This is a genomic window from Glaciecola sp. XM2, from assembly GCF_018595715.1.
GTDB lineage: Bacteria > Pseudomonadota > Gammaproteobacteria > Enterobacterales > Alteromonadaceae > Glaciecola.
In genome coordinates this window covers 628161-646977 of the sequence record NZ_JAHEOJ010000020.1, presented here as the reverse complement: position 1 = coordinate 646977, position 18817 = coordinate 628161, and the positions used below count along the sequence as shown (strand labels likewise).

Genomic DNA, 18817 nt, shown 5'->3' with positions numbered 1-18817 from the left:
TGAAATAGGGATAAAAACGATTAAAACAAGGCTAAAGTATTTAATTCGTCGCTGACAAATGTCGAATAGGATGCAATAAGTTCGCTCACTTTTTGCATGGAGGTATCTAAGGTGGTTTTCACATTTAGCATTTCACCGGTGACAGGGTGGGCAAATTGCAGCTGTGTTGAACACAAGGCTAAGCGATCAATGTGCATGTGGATCGACGCATAACGATTTTGCTTGCCATCGCCATGCGTAGTATCACCCACAATAGGATGGCGTAAATGGGCCATATGCCTGCGCAGTTGATGCTTTCGTCCAGTTTGTGGCATAAGCTTCATTAAACTAAAACGTCCCGTGTTATACCTTGCAACGGCAAAAGGCAGCTCAATGCGTGCCAGCGGCTCGATGTGAGTAATGGCACTTTTTGCTTCGTTTTGCTTGTTTAGGTCATCGGTCATTTTATCGAGCTGTTCGACCAAGGGGTAATCGATTATCTGAGGCTCATTCACATATCCCCTGACCAAGGCGATATAGGTCTTGTCGACTTTATGCGCTTCTAGCGCCTGACTCATCAACCTCGCAACATGTGAATTTAACGCTAGGATCAACAAGCCCGAGGTAGGTTTGTCGAGTCGGTGTACCGGATACACATATTGACCAATCTGATCTCGTACCATCTGCATCAAAAATTGTGTTTCGCGCTTATCGATAGGGCTACGATGGACCAGCAAGCCGGGCGGTTTATGCGCAACAATGAGGTGCTCATCTTGAAAAACGATCGAAATTTGCGTCACATCAAACAATATACTTAGGGTACAATGGCGATAGAATAACATGATGTAAATACGCATTCGCCCTAAAATAAGTAGTTCAAGCATGACAACAAACTCATCAAACGGCACCATCAGCGAGTTTCTATTAAACGCGGGTACCGAATATTTTGTGATTGACGTAAGCCGCACCCGTCAAATCATGGACAATCAAGAATTTTTTGAATGTGAGCTCAATCAGCAGCCTTTCCCGCGTCCAAGACAAGGGCATGCTTGGTTGTGTGTAGTGTTTTGGAATAAACAGCTTAATCATGAGCACTACATATGGTTTATTAAACTGCCAGTAGACGAGCAATCGTTGCTTATGCCGGCGGCACGCGACCAATTTTTACATATTGTGGTGCAAGCACTGGGCAGAGAAATGGAGCAAATGCAAAACCAGCAGGGCGAACTTCCTGAGAATCCGTTTGTATTTGCGCCAAGTCAGCAATTGTTGGCAGACTGCAATGCCACTATCCGCAAGCACTTGGGGGTTGCTAACCGTCCTGAATTGAAAAAGGCTATTGATTATTTAAAAGCCCCAAGTGTGCAGGCCTGGGATAATTTGGCGGTGCAAGATATTTCTGATGTGGCGGTGAATGTTGACGACCCGCAGATTCGCCATGCGATTGAACAAAACCTAGAAGTATTGCCGCACGCAGTCAACACCTGTTTGTTAAGTGGCTTAGAAAGCACACAACTCGAAGACTCAACGATTGATGCCATCTTAAGTTATCACTCACGCTGCGAGCAAACCTTAGCGCCTATGTTGCTAAGAGCTTTAGGCAATACCCAAACTGCACAAGTCCAGCAGTATATTCATCAGCTTATACAAAGTGAGCAGAGCCTCGATGTGGAAACCCTCGTGGTAATAGCAGGCAGGCATTGGCATGCGTTAATACCGGATGTATCTGGTAATCAGCAGGCATTAGCGCAATACTTTGAAAAGCTCGTGCAGGCAGATGCATCTTATGCACTTTTTCGTGGCATATTTGCCGACTTAGTCCAAATCCCACAGCTTCGAGTCTTTGTGCTAGCGACGCTGCGCGCACCTAAGCAAAGCGAAGATGTGAGTAAAGCCATTGCGAGTCTCTTCGAACAACAGGCGAAACCTTAATGGACATTTACGGACTCATACTACTGATGGTGATATTTGTTGTCGCGCTTCAATTTTGGCGACTGCGCGGCATTGCAGAATCCACCGTCAAATATGCGCGCATGTATTGTAAAAAAGAAGGGCTACAGTATATTTCGTTGGCACGCGTTAACACTCACTTTCGCATTCACCGAGGCAAGCCCGACTGGCTGTTAGATTATCAGTTAGAGTTTAGCAGCGATGGAGAAACACAGTACAATGGCATCATACAAACCCATGGGCGTGACATCGTCAAAGTCGAGTTACCTGTGTTTAGAATGGTCGATAGTGACCGCTTGCAATAGTTGTTTTTAAATTTCAAGCATTAAAAAACAGGCCCTAAGGCCTGTTTCTTAAAATTTTGAGCATCCCTCTCGGCGTTCCATTGCTAAAGCATCGTCCCGATCAAATCCCTTACATCCCTTTCCTTTTTACTCCCACTCATCCTAAGCAGGCAACACATCCTGTGTCGATCCCTTTTCCTTTACCCTTACTGCGCCATCCCTATGTGCAGAAGTAATCCTGATACTTATTTGCTTCCCTGCCACAAATTTCCGTATTTGCGGTGTCTCTGCCAACATCCTGTTGTTCCTTAAGACGCAACTAGAATACCTAATCTTTGATTGAATAAGTTGAGCGACATTTATTTTATTTTTGAAAATTTCTATCCGAAAAACAAAGGCAGACTTAACCAACTGATATATATAGACTTTATAAAATAGAGGCGAAATTAATCTGCTGATAAAAGGAGAAACACCGACCCCTTTGTAAGATATCTCTTACAAAGGAGCGGGCAAAAAAGAGGATAGTTAGACTTGTCGGGGGCGGAACATCACCTTACCGGTAATGCTACCCACTTCAATATCTTTGACATGTTCAAATTTAGCATCTTCAAAAAAGCTCAGACACTTTGGCAAAGTGACCAATACACCAATACCCTCTGACTGAGTGTCATCCTCAAGCAGTCCAATCATCGAACTCATCAGGATATGTCCTAGGCCAAGGTCTTGCAGATCGGTATGCACGCCAATTAATGAAAGCATGTAGTAGTTTTGTGCAGGTATTTGATCACGCACTTTCTCTTCTTTGACGATCATTTGTTTAGTACCTATGTAACCGGCGGTCAGCAACATCTTTAAACGCCAATGCCAAAACCGCCCTGCGCCAAAGGCTGCATCAGGTCCAATCATACAAGAGACTGCGACAAGTCTATCCTCATCGTAAAGTCCGATAAGCGGCTGCTGCGCATCCCAAAAGGTGCTCACCTCTTCGCGAATAGCGGCGCGTAACCTTGCCTCATAACCCTCGCGATCTACTTTAAAAATATCTTTGAACAAAGGGTCATCAAAATATGCTTTATACAAAATTGAAGCGGCGACCTTCAAATCTTCTGCCTTTAAATAGGCAGCTTTGACTTGGTTCAGGTCAGGTTTGTATGCAGAAACAGTCATTTAGCACTCCTAGCGTGCGGTTGTACAAACGTATTGAGTCAACGCGTTTGTAATGAGCTTAACATCATCGTTAAAGTGTAATGCAACTGAGGAGTTTAGTAACAATTATTTTACAAAAAATCGTGCTAATTTGATTTTTATCAATTTAATGGCCGCCTTTGTGAACTTGGATTACATACGAAAACGCCTGCACAATTGCAGGCGTTTACAAAATTTAGCAAAGGCGCAAAACTAAATATTTTGAAGAGCGGTATCACCCCAGCCCATTAATTCGCCGTTTTTAAAGACCAATGGTGTGCATTCATCTTTTGTTGTTATACCGTCGCCGTCACGACGTTGGGTGCGATACCAAAGCACCTGATATTGGGCATCGCCCTTTTGCAGTGCTTCATTAAAATCGGCAGCGCCCATTTCATCTATCACCGATTGCGTTGATGTGCCAAGCACCAGTGCCGCAATATGTTCACGATTTTCTCGTTCCATCTGCTGCCAGCTAGTATGCTCTGGGTAATAATCACCGTCAAAATCGTCATCATCAATTGAAATAACACAGCCACTTAATGCTAATGCTGAAACAAGTACGACAGGTAATGCTATTTTTTTCATTATTTTCCCTCAATATGTGTGATAAATATCTGTTTAAGGTTGTATAACCAATCTTTGTGCCAATTTATAAAAAACAATATGATTCAAACACTTAAACTTAAACCCCTATCAAGCAGTAAATTTTAGCTTGTGATTCGCGCTAATATTTGCGAGTTTTTGCTAATTATTAGTCGTTTCAAAATACTGTATGACCACAGACCTACAAACCATCTTGCATATCTGCCAACGTCTGAGCAAAAAAGGTGTTGAACCTACCACAGCAATGATCCGAGCAAAACTTGACCGACGAGTGCCGTTACCCATGATCATACAAGGTCTAAAACGATGGCAAAACGATCCTCAGGCCGGTGAGTCGGACCACCACGATGACGCACCTCAGAGCGGGCATAACAAACAAAGTGATGCTCAAGAAGCGTTACTCAATAGAATTGCTCGACTCGAAGAAGAAGTTAAAGCGTTACAAGCTGAGGTTGCGGCGTTAAAGCAGCGATAAAGCTTGCCAAGTCTGGGGCAAGTACCTCGGGGTTGTCTTTCCCAACGCGCTCCAGCACAACCGCTTGGCTCTCTAGCTCAATAGAAATGATAAAGTCCTCCTCGTCGGTAAGCGCAAAAAAAAGCGTTTCGGGCTGCTTTAGTCGCCGCTTCATCAATACATGAGCAATTAAGTTCTTCTGCAAGCGCTCATAGTCTTGCTCGTTATAGACCTGCAGAAGGGTAACTGGCCCGCGGGGATGCAAAGCATTTAAGTCTAGACTGAAATAACGACCAAAGAATTGCTCTAGACTTTGCGGTATCTGAATCTCCAGAGCAGCGTTTAAGTTTTCCATGCTCGCTGGCGCTTTGCGCAAATGCGGTTTCCATGCTATTTCATCCCCGTCGCTTGCGTCATTATGTACTGATAAACAATCCGATGGCCATTGTGAGTCGTATTCAGTTACTAAGCCTTTGTTTTGCTTAGTCGATTGAGCAATGTATTGTTCAACAAAATGGTCAAAAGCAGAAATAAATGAAGTAGGCATGAGGTATCTTTGCAGGTAAAATTTGGTGGCATAGTATCAGCGACAAGCGCGTAAGTTAACAATCAAACGTTATATTCTTCGCCCTTGTGCGTTTTTATACGATAGTCCGCTCACAAACACTGATGTACGCCGAGCGATGCGATACAATACCACGCGCAAAAAACAATCGAGATAAGAGAAAAAATTTGGAAGATTTGGTACTTGGAAAAACCGTAGGCTACGCCGACAAATACGACGCAAGTTTGTTACAGGGCGTTCCTAGAAGCCTCAGTCGTGAGCAGATTAAACTCCCTACTCCACTGCCTTTTAGCGGTGTTGATATTTGGAATGGGTATGAGCTGTCTTGGTTAAATGAAAAGGGTAAACCGATGATTGCAATTCTACGCTGCTCAGTTCCCATCACCTCCCCTAACCTAATAGAGTCAAAATCTTTTAAACTGTATTTAAACAGCTTTAATCAAACATCATTTAGTTCAAGTGACGTTGTTGCGCAGCATCTAACCGATGATTTGTCGAACTGCGCAGGCGAGTTGGTTGAGGTTGAAATTATTCCATTCAGTGCTTTTCAAGATGTCCAGATGGGGCAGCTAGACGGTGTATTATTAGATGATTTAGATATTCATGTAAAAGAGAGCAAAATAGTTCCAGAGCAATTAAAAACCGCCGATACCTATGTTGAAGAAACGGTTGTTAGTCATTTGCTTAAGTCCAACTGCCTTATTACGCATCAACCCGATTGGGGGAGCGTGCTTATTAAGTATGCCGGACCACAAATAGAGCATGAAAGTTTGCTACAGTATTTAATCTCTTTTCGCCAACACAATGAGTTTCACGAACAGTGTGTGGAGCGAATATTTCACGATATACAAACCCACTGTCGACCTGAAAAATTGACGGTTTACGCGCGCTACACCCGTCGAGGCGGGCTAGATATCAACCCGTTTCGTTCAAACTTTGAACACGCTTATCCAGATATACGACTTGCTAGGCAATAAACAACCATGAGATACAAGTAATGAGTAGCACTGCATCGCCTAAACAACAAGTTATGATTGCTCGCCAGCAGCTTGACAAGCTAGCGATATTTATCACTAGCCTTATCGATTTTTTTCAAGGCGCCAATCCAAAAGTTGACGCAGAGCTCAAGCAAATCAAAAAGTTACTCGCAGGTAAACCCGATTACCAAGGTGCCGGCGAGCTCAGCATAGTGATTAATTCGCAATTAAAGCATGAGCGCAAATTCATGCAGCAAAAGCGAGCCGATACACTTACGCAAATAGAGCAATCTCTTCGCTCTATCGCTGAATTAGAAGCGGTCCCCAGTGAGACCAAGCAAGAGATAAAAACCTTTTTGCAAAGCCTAGCGCCTGAAAAGGGAGACACCTCGTCTCCAGTAGCGCAATTTGAACAGGCACTTAAACTGTTTCGTCAGGCCTTGTCTAACAATGCGGTGATGCAATCACAAGAGAGCGTAAAACAACAAAAAGAGCTCCATTATCAAATCACCCAAGAGCTCCAAGAATTATTGACGCCATATTACACCCAGCAAAAAGAAGACAAACGCATCATTGAGCTGCGCAAAAAACTCAATTCGGGTTTGGAGCACAGTGAGCTGCTTGAGTGTTGTTTGGCTTTGATCCGCTTTGTGATCAGAGACGTCATGAAGGAGGCCAGCGCCGCCAATCGCCTAATTCATGATATTCACGGTAGTTTAGGCAAGATTAATGTTGGCATTAAATCAACCATCGCCACCTCTAAATCTCGCTTAGAAAAGCGCAGTAAACAAAACGAACGTATTCAGCAGCAAATAGCTGCCATTGAAGCCTCACTGAGTGACTCAAAGAAACTCGAGGACCTCAAGATAGAGGCGCAAACCCATTTGAACAAAATGCAGTCGAGTATTCGGGCGTCTGAAGCCGACGAAATTGCCGAACAAGAAAAAATGATTTCGCTGTTAGAGACCATGCAAAAGCGCATCACAGAGCTTGAGACAAAGGCCGACTCCTATAAGCAAAAGCTCATTGATCAGCGCGTTAATAGCATGACCGATTCGTTAACTAAATTGCCTAACAGAATGGCCTATGAAGAAAAAGTAGATAGCGAATATGCCAAGCAGAAACGCACCAAGACCAACTTGTGTATGGCGCTTATCGATATTGACCATTTTAAAAAAATCAATGACAGCTACGGCCACTCCGTAGGTGATAAAACCCTTCAGATCATCGCATCACAAATCAAGAAACACCTCGCGCCAACGGATTTTGTGGCGCGCTGGGGCGGTGAAGAGTTTGTTGCCTTATTGCCAAACACCGAGTTGCAAAGTGGCTTTGAACGCCTTGAGGTGATGCGCGAAAAAATTTCAGGCTTACCTTTTATGTTCAAAGGCAACCGTGTTAGCGTTACCGTGTCTATCGGCTTAATCGATACAGGGCAAACTAACTCAATCGAACAAGCCTTTGAATCTGTCGATGCGCTTTTGTACGAGGCAAAGCAAAATGGTCGCAACCAAACCATCAAAAAGGATGCTTAAATGAGCAATACCTATCAGCTCCAGCCAGTGGGCTGGATGAGCCAGTTATCTCAACTAGAAGTTAATCAGCTAGCCACATCTACCTCCAAAGACCTGTATCAAGTATTTCGCAACTGTTGTTTGGCGGTATTAAACAGTGGCGTTGAACAAGACGATTCCCACGCCCTCTTTAAACAGTTTAAAGACTTTGATGTAAGACTTGTGCGCAGAGAGCGCGGTGTCAAAATGGAGCTGATCAATCCGCCACAAGTCGCTTTTGTGGATGGCAAATTGATTGCAGGCGTTCATGAGCATTTATTCGCCGTATTGCGCGATATGCTATACATGAGCAGCAAACACAAACAACCCATATTTTTAAAAGAGCAACCAGCAGAAAGTGAACTTATTACGCACATGGTCTTTGACATGCTGCGCCATGCAAATGCTCTTGGTTTGTCTGAGCCAGCCAATCTTGTGACATGCTGGGGAGGTCACTCCATTGGCCTAGAAGAATACAAATATACGAAAGCCGTTGGCTATGAGTTGGGTTTGCGCGGGTTTAATATCTGCACCGGTTGTGGACCCGGCGCGATGAAAGGACCAATGAAAGGTGCGGCCATTGGCCATGCCAAGCAACGCATTAAAACGGGTCGATATGTGGGTATTTCAGAGCCATCGATCATAGCAGCAGAGCCACCTAACGCAATCGTTAACGAACTCATCATTATGCCCGATATCGAGAAGCGCCTAGAGGCGTTTGTAAGGGTATCCCATGGCATCATTATCTTCCCAGGTGGTGTCGGTACTGCAGAGGAGCTCTTGTACTTGTTAGGCTTACTTTTGCACGAAAAGAACCGAGACCAAGAAATTCCATTAATATTGACCGGCCCCGCTGAAAGACGCGAATACTTTGACGCAATAGACGCATTCGTAGGCGCCACCCTTGGCAAAGAAGCGCAAGACAAATACCAAATTGTTGTAGGTGACGAGCAAACCGTTGCTAACATTATGTGTGACTCTAAAAAGGCCGTTCAGCAATATCGTAAAGCCCATGGCGACTCCTTTAACTTTAACTGGCGACTGCATATCCCTGATGACTTTCAGCAGCCTTTTGAGCCAACGCATCAGAGTATGGCAGAACTCAACTTGCATCTTGACCAAGAAATATGTTCACTTGCAGCCAATCTGCGCAAGTGCTTTTCAGGTATTGTTGCAGGGAATGTAAAAGCAGAAGGCGTATCGCTTATACTAGACAAAGGTCCATTTGAAATCAGTGGCGACCCGTCACTGATGGAAAAAATGGATACCTTGCTTAGCTCATTTGTCGAGCAAGGTCGGATGAAGCTCCCTGGAAGTGAATACCACCCGTGTTATCGGGTAAAAGGGCTTTGACGTCTAGTAGTTTAGTATAATTACGCGCAATGTTGGCTATTGGCACTACCTCTCGCTAGTCTGCTAGGGTAAAATACCGCGTCGCAAAAACGCTACTGCAAGGAAATATAATGACACAACAAAGCATCACCGTTATACGCGGGGACGGCATTGGCCCCGATATCATAGACGCCGCAATACAAATTCTCGATAAAGTTGGATGTAACTTCGCATACGACTATGCAGATGCCGGCTTAATGGCGCTTGAAAATCACGGTGAACTTTTACCAGATGAAACCAAAGAATTGATTGCGAAAAACAAAGTCGCATTAAAAGGCCCCTTAACCACACCTGTCGGTGAAGGGTTTACCTCTATCAACGTGAGCTTACGTAAGCAATTTAAACTATACGCAAACTTGCGTCCTGTGCTTTCTTTTAAAGGCACAAAAGCACGCTACGAAGACATCGACATTATTACCGTGCGCGAAAACACGCAAGGTATGTACTCAGGCTTAGGCCAAACAGTATCAGCTGACGGCGAAGAAGCTGAAGCGATGAGTAAAATCACTCGCGAAGGTGCTGAAAAAATCGTTGTGTTCGCATACGAGCTAGCTCGCCGCGAAGGACGTAAAAAAGTGACCGCTGTTCACAAAGCAAACATTCTAAAATCCACCTCGGGCTTGTTCTTAAAAGTCGCCAGAGAAGTGGGCGAGCGTTATCCCGATATTCAGTCTGACGAAATGATTGTAGATAACTGCTGTATGCAGTTAGTGATGAATCCTCACCAGTTTGATGTGATTGTCACCACTAACCTATTTGGTGATATTTTATCTGATTTGTGTGCAGGACTTGTAGGCGGCTTAGGTATGGCACCTGGCGCAAATATAGGCGAAGATTGCGCTATATTTGAAGCAGTACATGGCTCGGCACCTGACATTGCCGGTAAAAACTTAGCTAACCCTACATCGGTAATTTTGGCATCTATTCAAATGCTTGAATATTTGAATATGGGCGACAAAGCCGAGAAAATCAGAGCTGCGTTGAAAGACGTCATCGAATCAGGCGACCGCACTACCCGTGATTTAGGTGGCGAGCATGGTACGAGTGATTTTACTGAAGCGGTGTTAGAGCGCTTGTAAGCACTTGAAAACGATAGCAGCCCGCCTGAAACCTCGTTAGGCGGGCTTTTTTGTGCCTACTGATATAATTTATCGCAAGTTTGCTCTGTAAAAACACATTAGGTGTGAGGTAAAAAACAATACTAGTAGACAAGTATGCAGAGTTGTTTTGGCAAATTATGATATCTCCCGTGCATTGGGCACATCGATTTTAATCAAGGAGAGATTTATGAAACTGACTACTTTACTTAAAGCGGCTATGTTTGCTGCTATCAGCACTGTCGCATTCACCGGTTCTAGCTTTGCAAATGAGCAAGTTACACCTGCTAGTGCAACGATTACCCTCGTGAACATCAATACCGCAGATGTTGCTACTTTAGTTAGCCTGCCGGGTATTGGCGAGAAAAAAGCGCAAGCTATCGTTGAGTATCGCGAACTAAACGGTAATTTTAAGCAAACAGCTGAGTTGTCAAACGTGAAAGGAATTGGCGAGAAAATGGTTGAGCGCTTAGCAAAAGCGGTCACCATCTAAGAGGCTGTAGCGAGAAGTCGGCTGCTATCACAGTAGCGATAGCAGCCGATGTCGCCCGATCTTCACTCGCGCGAAATGACGCGGCTATGAAAACGTTTTTAAAAAGGCTTTAAACTCATCACCCAACTCAGGGTGGCGAGCCGCATATTCAACATTAGCCATCATGTAACCGAGCTTACTGCCACAGTCATGACTTTTGCCTTTCATGTAATATGCATCAACTTGTTCATGCTCCATGAGAGCATCAATTGCGTCTGTGAGCTGCACTTCACCACCGGCGCCCGGAGGCGTTTTAGCGAGTATGTCCCAGATTTTTTCAGCTAATACATAGCGACCTACTACCGCTAAATCTGATGGTGCATCTTCAAGCGCAGGTTTCTCAACCATCTTATGCATTTTGGCCGATTCGCCTGGCGCTAATTCCCTGCCCTCTAAGTCTACAATGCCAAATTTGGGCACATCTTCTTGAGGCACTTTTTCAACCATCACCTGACTCACGCGGCTGGTGTTAAATTTTGCCACCATATCAGCAAGATTGTCTTTTTTAGGATTGCTATGCGCATCGTCAATGATAACGTCGGGTAATACCACTGCAAACGGGCTATCGCCTACTAATGGCAAGGCACAGAGGATTGCGTGGCCAAGTCCTTTCGCTACGCCTTGACGTACATGCATAATCGTTACGTCTTTCGGGCAAATTTGCTGCACCGCTTCGAGTAACTGACGCTTAACACGTTTTTCTAGCGTTGCCTCAAGCTCAAAGGAAGTATCGAAGTGGTTTTCAATGCTATTTTTACTGGCATGGGTAACTAAGATGATTTCTTTTAATCCAGCCTGAATACATTCGTTAACCACGTATTGAATAAGGGGTTTATCTACGACTGGTAGCATCTCTTTGGGGATGGCTTTTGTGGCTGGCAACATTCTCGTGCCCAGCCCTGCAACGGGTATCACCGCTTTTTTTACTTGACTCATGTGTGTGTCCTAATTGGTCCGTTTAATTGACTGAATGGACGGACTTTCCGCGTCCTATTGCGTAGTAATGCAAGCCGTATTCCGACATTAACGAAGGCTCAAATAAATTCCTACCATCAAATACCAATGGGTCGGTTAGCTTATTCTTAATGAGGTCAAAGTCGGGAGCTCTAAACGCCTGCCATTCGGTACAAATCACCAAGCAATCAGCACCGTTTAATGCCGACTCTTTGGTACCCATTAAGGCTAAATCGTCTCTGTCAGCATAAATACGCTGAGTTTCTTCCATCGCCTCTGGGTCGTAGGCCTGCACCTTCGCGCCCTGCTCCCACAGCTTCTCCATAAGCACCCGTGAAGAGGCTTCGCGCATATCATCGGTGTTAGGCTTAAACGACAGCCCCCAAAGCGCAATGGTTTTACCGTTAATATCGTTGTTGTAGTGGCGCATAATATAGTCGAAGAGCTTTTCTTTCTGGCGATAGTTTACTGCCTCAACCGCTTCAAGTACTTTTGCTTGATAACCAACAGCCGTTGCACTACGAACGAGCGCTTGCACATCTTTGGGGAAACAAGAGCCGCCATATCCACAACCTGGATAGATGAATTGATAGCCAATGCGTGGGTCGCTACCAATGCCCTTACGCACGTTTTCTACGTCGGCGCCAAAAAGCTCGGCTAAATTTGCAATCTCATTCATAAAGCTGATTTTAGTTGCCAGCATGCAGTTTGCAGCGTACTTGGTAAGCTCAGCACTTCGCACATCCATCACAATAATCTTATCGTGGTTGCGGTTAAACGGCGCGTATAGCTCTCGGAGTTTCTTTTCTGAACGTTCACTCGTGGTGCCAAGAATAATGCGGTCAGGTCGCATACAGTCGTTTACCGCTGCGCCTTCTTTTAGGAATTCGGGGTTGGATACTACGTCAAAGCTCACGCTTTTATTTAAGTCTTGCTGCACTTGATTGATTTTTGCGGTGACTTTGTCGGCAGTACCGACCGGAACGGTAGACTTGTTGATCACGATTTTATGCGACTCCATGTGCGTCGCAATGGTTTGCGCCACAGCAAGGACGTATTTGAGATCTGCTGAGCCATCTTCATCTGGAGGTGTACCCACGGCGATAAATACAATATCTCCGTGTTTAATGCCTTTAGCAGCATCGGTAGTGAACTGAACGCGCCCTGCCTCAAAATTGCTTTTTACCAAGGGCGTAAGGCCCGGCTCGTAAATCGGAATAATTCCTTTCTCTAGGTTATCGACTTTGTTTTGGTCAACATCCACACATACCACGTCGTGGCCTACCTCGGCTAGTACTGCGGCTTGTACTAAGCCTACGTAGCCGATTCCGAATACGGTTACTTTCATTTATGGGGTCCTTTATCTTCAATCACAGAGAAGCAAATAGCGCAAAAGAGCATTAGATCGCGCTAAAAATAACGTTGGGAATATATCACAGTTTTTTGTGGGGCTCTATTTGTAAGAGCCCCTCTGCTATTTGATTACGTTTAGTTTTGGCTTGCGAGGGTCGCGAGACTCCGCCGCAGCTTCTGGGTTGCGCTGAGTCCATACCAAATCGCAAATTCCGTCGGTAGGATTAAAGCCTGTTGGGGCGGTCAATAGTATTTCTCTTATGACTTCATGATCAAAGTTATGGCAGGCTTTGTCGAGTCTATCAAGAATAGGAGATAAATCTTCCCAAGAGAGCATCGCCTCATTGGCGGTCAGAATTCTTTCGTGGAACGTTTCTGAAACGTTATCGCCAATCAATAACTCCTCATACAGCTTTTCTCCAGGACGAAGGCCTGTGCACTTTATTTCAATGTCGCCATTAGGATGGTTTTCATCTTTAACCTCAAGACCTGATAGGCGAATCATTTTTTCAGCCAGCGACTTTATTTTCACCGACTCGCCCATATCGAGCACGAACACATCGCCGCCTTTACCCATTGCGCCCGCTTGAATGACCAATTGAGCCGCTTCAGGGATGGTCATAAAGTATCGGGTGATATCTTCATGAGTTAGCGTTATTGGCCCCCCCTCTTTGATTTGGCGCCTGAACAAAGGAACAACGGAACCTGAAGAACCCAGTACATTACCAAAGCGCACCATACAGAATTTAGTGCCAGTGTTGATTTTTGCTTGAGACAAAGCCTGCAACACTAGTTCAGCCATACGTTTTGACGCGCCCATTGTATTGGTAGGGCGAACGGCCTTATCTGTAGAAATAAGCACAAAGGTTTCAAGACCTGCATTAATAGCAGCTTTTGCAGTGTAATAAGTCCCAAATACGTTGTTGCGCACACCTTCAACCACATTATGCTCGACAAGCGGCACATGCTTATAAGCCGCCGCGTGATAAACAGTATGCACACCAAAGCTTTTCATAACCGCTTCAACCCTATTAATACGCTGGACCGACCCCATAATTGGGAACAGCTTTGTGTTCAGGCCGTTTTTATAGATGTACTCTGATAGGTGCTTTTCAATAATATAAAGCGCAAACTCAGACAGCTCAAACAAAACAAGGTGAGAGGGTTTGTATTTTAAGATTTGGCGACATAGCTCTGAACCAATAGAGCCACCCGCCCCCGTTACCATGACCGACTTCCCTGTGATATGCTGCGCCATAAGCTGTGGCATTGGTGTTACCGGTTCACGACCTAAAAGGTCGTCTATGTCGACATCTAAAAGCTCGCCGCTGGAGAAATTTCCTTCAACCATATCTCGAATGCCGGGGATGGTTTGTACTTTGATTGCAAGACGCTCTAAGTCGTTTATGATTTCGTTGCGCCTAGCTCTTGTGGCACTTGGCAAAGCAAGCAATACTTTCTCGGCTTTTCCATCAATAATTAACTGGCGAAGCGCTTTTGGACTCACGACGGGCACGCCTTGGATAACAGCGTGTTGCTTGGCCGTATCATCATCTATAAATGCGGTCACATAGTATTCACCACCAGCTGCTAAGCCTAAGGCTAGCTGACGTCCTGCAGAGCCGGCTCCATAAACAACCACTGGACTCTTATTTCCGCCAGAAAACTGAGTAATTAAAGCGCGCATAATCAATCGTGCGCCACCAACCGATAAAAGAATAAGCGCAGCATAAATGAGAGGCATCGTCCGCGGGATTTCTGTGCTGGAAAAAAACGCGATTAACACTAAAGCCGAAGTCGAAAAAGCAGTGCCGGCAACGATAGCCCACACTGCTTTTGAGCTCATGTAGCGGAGGACTGCTCGATATAACCCTAGGCGAATGAACACTATAATACTAATGGGAAGTACACATAAAAGTACAACCCAATAACTAAAGTTAAGGATAGGGGCGCTCGTATCCAGACGAATAAAAAGCGCAAGCCAGTAGGACCCCACAATTGATATAGCGTCTACGGAGAGTGTGATTAGTCGTTTAGTAGCGCGAGTAGACTCAAAAATTGATTTTAAAATTCTCGCCACGTAAAGCCTCGCTGTATGTGAATCGTCCTTGACCACTGAGTTCTTCCCATTAATTATTGCTTACCGCTGAAATTATAATCATAATTGAAGAAAAAACAATATTTTAAGGAGTACGCTCGCCTCTAACATTCAGACTTTATTTTGCCTCGACCTCCGTCAAGACCTCTTGTAAGACTGCGCAAGTCAGTTCTATTTCACTTTTTGTCAAGGTTGGGTGGACCAAAAACATGAGGCTTGTTTCCCCTAAAAGCTTTGCATTAGGAAGTCTTTGAATAGGTCTAAACGTTGTATTATCGAATGCCTTTTCTAAGTAGACTTCTGAACAAGAGCCAGAAAAACATGGCACTCCCCTAGCTGAGATTTCATTCATAATGCGATCTCTGTCCCATTGACTATTGAGCTTACTGTTGTCAACGAAAGCGTAGCATTTATAAGCCGCATGAACACACCGTTGTGCAGGCTCACAATTTATTAGGCAGTCTTCAAAGCAATGGCTCGGCACTCTTATAAAGTCAAATTCTTGAAGGGTAGACCTGATTTTACTAGCGTTTTCGTTTCTTAACTCTGTCCACCTTGGCATTCGTTTTAACTGAAGGCGCCCAAGTACGGCTTGCATTTCGGTCATGCGCCAGTTAGTACCAAAATTATCATGTACCCAACGAAAGCCAGGCGGATGCTCTCTCTCATATACAGCTTCGTAACTTTTACCATGATCTTTATAAGACCACATTTTAGACCATAAGCTTTTTTCGTTGGTTGTGACCATGCCCCCCTCACCACCAGTGGTCATGATCTTATCTTGGCAAAAGCTCCACGCGCCAATATGACCAATTGAGCCTACAGGGCGGCCTTTGTATTTTGCACCATGTGCCTGTGCACAATCTTCAATGACGGCAAAATTATATTCTTCAGCTAACGCCATAATTGGGTCCATATCAGCGGGCATTCCAGCTAAGTGAACAACTATCACTGCTTTTGTTTGGGGTGTTAGAACGGCTTTTATGGACTCAGCGGTAATATTTTGTGAGTTTACATCTACGTCAGCAAATACTGGCGTGGCGCCTGCAGTCACTACACTTGATACAGAAGCTAAAAAGGTTCGTGGAGTTACAATAACATCATCGCCAATACTAATGTTGAGCGCTTTAAGGGCAAGGTCTAAGGCTAGGGTACCGTTTGCTACCGCAATAGCGAATTCACTGTTTGACCATGCTGCAAATTCTTTTTCAAACTCGCGGCATTCTCTGCCTGTCCAGTAATTTACCTTGTTTGATAAAACAACACTACTTACGGCATCTGCTTCATCTTGCGTGAAACTAGGCCAGGGGGAAAATGGAGTATTTAACATGGTGTTCCTACTTATTACATACTAAAAAAATTACAACGCATGTTTCTAATTGCTTTCTTTTACCACGGCGGGAGAGCCAAACGCCGTTGCATTATCGGGTATATTTTTCACAACTGTACTACCAGCACCAATCATACAGTTAGTACCAATTTGTATTAACTGCTTCACTTGACTGCCAACTCCTATCCAACTACTACTACCAATAATAGAGCCCCCTGCAATCGCTGCATTTGGGCAAATGTGCGCAAATTCATGAATTCTGCAATCATGCTCAACAACGGCTGAAGTGTTAATAATGCAGCCAATACCTATCTTAGCAAATGGATTAATAATAGCACCTGCGCAAACCACAACCCCCTGCGAGACTTCTGCATATTGACTCACAACCGCTGTAGGGTGAACCAAAGTAATAAGATTGAAGCGATTATGTAGTAGTAGCTGTGTTATTTTCTGGCGAGTTTCATTGTTACCTATAGCAACAACAGCGTCGTGACTAATCAAACTATCAGTATTCATTAAGGCTAACAAATCTGCACAGGTACCGTGTATTGACCAATGTTCAATATGGGTTATAGATGGATAAGCATCATCATAAAACTTTACAGTAAAACCTAATTGCTCGGCCATATCAGCGATTACTTTTCCGTGACCACTTGCACCGACGATAGCTAACTCTTTAGTCATTATTAGAACCTTTAAAGGGCTCAATAGTTACATGTCCCTCAGCGCTTATTCCGTCACGAACAAATACCTTCTTAACCGTGAGCAACAATATTTTTATGTCGAGTAAAAGACTTTGATTCTCCACATACCAAATATCAAGCTTAAACTTTTCATCCCAACTAATTGCGTTGCGACCATTTACTTGTGCCCAACCTGTAATACCGGGGCGCACATTATGCCTACGCGCTTGCTCATCACTATAAAGAGGCAAATACTGAACTAATAACGGTCTAGGCCCAACTAGGCTCATATCCCCTTTTAATACATTAAATAAACCGGGTAGTTCGTCCAAACTGGTTGAGCGTAGAAATCTCCCAAATTGAGTCATTCGATGATCATCTGGTAATAAGTTTCCATTTTCGTCTATGATGTCTAGCATCGTTCTAAACTTCATGATTTTAAATATTTTTCCATGTAGACCAGGACGGTTTTGGGAAAATATAATCGGTGAACCTAGGTTTACCCTGACTAATACAGCAATTATCACAATGATTGGTGACAGCATTGACACACATACTACTGTAAACAATAAATCAAAAAGCCGCTTCATTGAACAACTCCATGTATTTTTTACCCAATGCATCAAAGCTTCTTTTATTAATCAAAAACTGATACCCACGCTCTCCGAGCTTCTCTCTTTCAATGAAATCCATACCTTCATATTTTCTAACTGCTTCTGCAAACGAGTTGCTATCTTCCGCGGGAGTAAATTCACCGCATCCAGCTTCGTCTAACATTGATGGAAAACCAGAATACATACACACAATCGGTTTTTTAGAATACATGTAATCAACAAATTTATTTAAAGAGATACCATACTTATAAATTTTTTCATTGCGCACAGAGGCGACCAACAAATCCGACAAACTAAGCAAATGCTGAATCTGCTCTTTACGTATCTTGGGAGCAAAAGTTATATTATTAAGTCCTTTAGCACTATTAACCAATTCCATTTTTAAATAGCCGTCCCCAACCAATAAAAAATGTATATTACTTAAGTGCTTCAGCTTTCTGGCCGCAGTCACTATATATTGTAAAGCGTTTGCCTCTCCGAAAGTTCCAGTATAAGTTACGATAAATTTATCATTTGGAATATACTTCTGAATATAATCAAGCTCTAAGTTTTCTTGATTGTTTTGATAAAAACCTAAATCTATACCCTGCGGAATACAGACTACTTTAGAGCCTAAACCGACTTCACTTTCAACATGTAGTCTTAAACCTGGCATAGTGCCAACAATAGCATCAGAGTACTTATAACCGAACCGTTCAACACATTTTAAAAACCACACTAAAGGGTGATTTGCTCTAAAGCCTTTTAAATCGATTAATGTTTGAGGCCAAATATCTCTTACTTCGAATATGAACTTTGCCTTGTAAAACTTTTTGAAAAAACAACCAGTTATTACGGTAAACAGCGACAGTGACGATGCAATAAAAACATCGGGTTTTTTATATTTTTTATTGAATGCCATCATTAATACAAAAAAATCAAACCAAAGCCAACTCAAAATCCGCTTGATACTTGCAGGTTTTGAGTATAAAAAAGTATTTACCCAAGTCACTTTCACGCCGTTACTCTTCATATCGTAGTAACGGCCTTTAAAACCCGGTAAATCATTAAAAAGGTGGGAAGAATTCGACGTAATTAGCCTTACGTCATAACCGGATTTTTTAAAGGTACCACAAAAATTAGCTTGCCTAGTGTTGGCGCCATATTCTTTGATATTCGCATATTTAGATACATACCAAATTGTTTTTGATTCAGTCATTAGTTACTTTTTG

19 protein-coding genes are annotated in these 18817 nt (G+C 43.7%); 8 read left to right on the top strand and 11 right to left on the bottom strand.

Translation table 11 applies throughout. The features are described from left to right. Positions 1–20: 20 nt before the first annotated feature. A complete protein-coding gene (gene truC, locus KJ365_RS07490; RefSeq protein ID WP_250884067.1) occupies positions 21–863 on the bottom strand; it encodes a tRNA pseudouridine(65) synthase TruC in 843 nt (280 codons plus the stop codon). Between truC and KJ365_RS07485 the strand changes: the two genes are divergently transcribed. Next, complete coding sequence (locus tag KJ365_RS07485; protein WP_214450997.1) at positions 862–1911, top strand: DUF3549 family protein; 1050 nt, start codon at positions 862–864, stop codon at positions 1909–1911. The two genes, truC and KJ365_RS07485, sit on opposite strands and share 2 nt — an antisense overlap. Next, a complete protein-coding gene (locus KJ365_RS07480; RefSeq protein ID WP_214450996.1) occupies positions 1911–2234 on the top strand; it encodes a DUF3301 domain-containing protein in 324 nt (107 codons plus the stop codon). The genes KJ365_RS07485 and KJ365_RS07480 overlap by 1 nt, the downstream gene beginning before the upstream one ends. A gap of 504 nt (positions 2235–2738) precedes the next feature. Here KJ365_RS07480 and KJ365_RS07475 read toward each other — a convergent pair. Both KJ365_RS07475 and KJ365_RS07470 read right to left on the bottom strand, forming a co-directional pair. After that, on the bottom strand, positions 2739–3380 hold the full coding sequence (locus KJ365_RS07475) for a GNAT family N-acetyltransferase (RefSeq protein ID WP_214450995.1): 642 nt from the start codon (positions 3378–3380) through the stop codon (positions 2739–2741). 231 nt (positions 3381–3611) lie between these two features. Continuing rightward, positions 3612–3986: a DUF3192 domain-containing protein gene (locus KJ365_RS07470; protein WP_214450994.1), complete on the bottom strand. Its 375-nt coding sequence runs from the start codon at positions 3984–3986 to the stop codon at positions 3612–3614. 187 nt (positions 3987–4173) lie between these two features. Here KJ365_RS07470 and KJ365_RS07465 point away from each other — a divergent pair, with 187 nt between their 5' ends. Beyond that, positions 4174–4479: a hypothetical protein gene (locus tag KJ365_RS07465; RefSeq protein WP_214450993.1), complete on the top strand. Its 306-nt coding sequence runs from the start codon at positions 4174–4176 to the stop codon at positions 4477–4479. Here the strand turns inward: KJ365_RS07465 and syd are convergent. Then, entirely contained in the window at positions 4436–5005 is a 570-nt protein-coding gene (gene syd, locus KJ365_RS07460) for a SecY-interacting protein (protein ID WP_214450992.1), read from the bottom strand. The genes KJ365_RS07465 and syd overlap by 44 nt on opposite strands. 185 nt (positions 5006–5190) lie before the next feature. Here syd and queF point away from each other — a divergent pair, with 185 nt between their 5' ends. From queF to KJ365_RS07435, 5 genes are all read left to right on the top strand, one after another. Continuing rightward, a complete protein-coding gene (gene queF / locus KJ365_RS07455) occupies positions 5191–6000 on the top strand; it encodes an NADPH-dependent 7-cyano-7-deazaguanine reductase QueF (protein ID WP_250884066.1) in 810 nt (269 codons plus the stop codon). Positions 6001–6020: 20 nt separating this feature from the next. Continuing rightward, on the top strand, positions 6021–7535 hold the full coding sequence (locus KJ365_RS07450; protein ID WP_214450990.1) for a GGDEF domain-containing protein: 1515 nt from the start codon (positions 6021–6023) through the stop codon (positions 7533–7535). Continuing rightward, entirely contained in the window at positions 7536–8906 is a 1371-nt protein-coding gene (ppnN, locus tag KJ365_RS07445) for a nucleotide 5'-monophosphate nucleosidase PpnN (protein ID WP_214450989.1), read from the top strand. It abuts the gene before it with no gap. A gap of 110 nt (positions 8907–9016) precedes the next feature. Further along, on the top strand, positions 9017–10024 hold the full coding sequence (locus KJ365_RS07440) for an isocitrate dehydrogenase (protein ID WP_214450988.1): 1008 nt from the start codon (positions 9017–9019) through the stop codon (positions 10022–10024). A 208-nt stretch (positions 10025–10232) separates the two neighbouring features. Then, positions 10233–10535 carry a ComEA family DNA-binding protein gene (locus KJ365_RS07435; protein WP_250884065.1) on the top strand — a complete coding sequence of 101 codons (303 nt, stop codon included), beginning with the start codon at positions 10233–10235 and terminating at the stop codon, positions 10533–10535. An 84-nt stretch (positions 10536–10619) separates the two neighbouring features. Here KJ365_RS07435 and galU read toward each other — a convergent pair whose 3' ends face one another. The 7 genes from galU to KJ365_RS07400 form a co-directional block, all read right to left on the bottom strand. Beyond that, entirely contained in the window at positions 10620–11510 is an 891-nt protein-coding gene (gene galU / locus KJ365_RS07430) for a UTP--glucose-1-phosphate uridylyltransferase GalU (protein WP_214450987.1), read from the bottom strand. A 22-nt stretch (positions 11511–11532) separates the two neighbouring features. Continuing rightward, positions 11533–12876 carry a UDP-glucose dehydrogenase family protein gene (locus KJ365_RS07425; RefSeq protein WP_214450986.1) on the bottom strand — a complete coding sequence of 448 codons (1344 nt, stop codon included), beginning with the start codon at positions 12874–12876 and terminating at the stop codon, positions 11533–11535. Between the two features lie 126 nt (positions 12877–13002). Beyond that, positions 13003–14961 (bottom strand): polysaccharide biosynthesis protein, encoded by a 1959-nt coding sequence (locus KJ365_RS07420; RefSeq protein WP_214450985.1) that lies wholly within the window; start codon positions 14959–14961, stop codon positions 13003–13005. A gap of 136 nt (positions 14962–15097) precedes the next feature. After that, complete coding sequence (locus KJ365_RS07415; RefSeq protein WP_214450984.1) at positions 15098–16309, bottom strand: DegT/DnrJ/EryC1/StrS family aminotransferase; 1212 nt, start codon at positions 16307–16309, stop codon at positions 15098–15100. A 45-nt stretch (positions 16310–16354) separates the two neighbouring features. Beyond that, entirely contained in the window at positions 16355–16993 is a 639-nt protein-coding gene (locus tag KJ365_RS07410) for an acetyltransferase (protein WP_214450983.1), read from the bottom strand. Beyond that, a complete protein-coding gene (locus KJ365_RS07405; protein WP_214450982.1) occupies positions 16986–17582 on the bottom strand; it encodes a sugar transferase in 597 nt (198 codons plus the stop codon). Before KJ365_RS07405 ends, KJ365_RS07410 begins: the two co-directional genes overlap by 8 nt. Beyond that, entirely contained in the window at positions 17566–18804 is a 1239-nt protein-coding gene (locus KJ365_RS07400; protein ID WP_214450981.1) for a glycosyltransferase family 4 protein, read from the bottom strand. Before KJ365_RS07400 ends, KJ365_RS07405 begins: the two co-directional genes overlap by 17 nt. Positions 18805–18817: the final 13 nt, after the last annotated feature.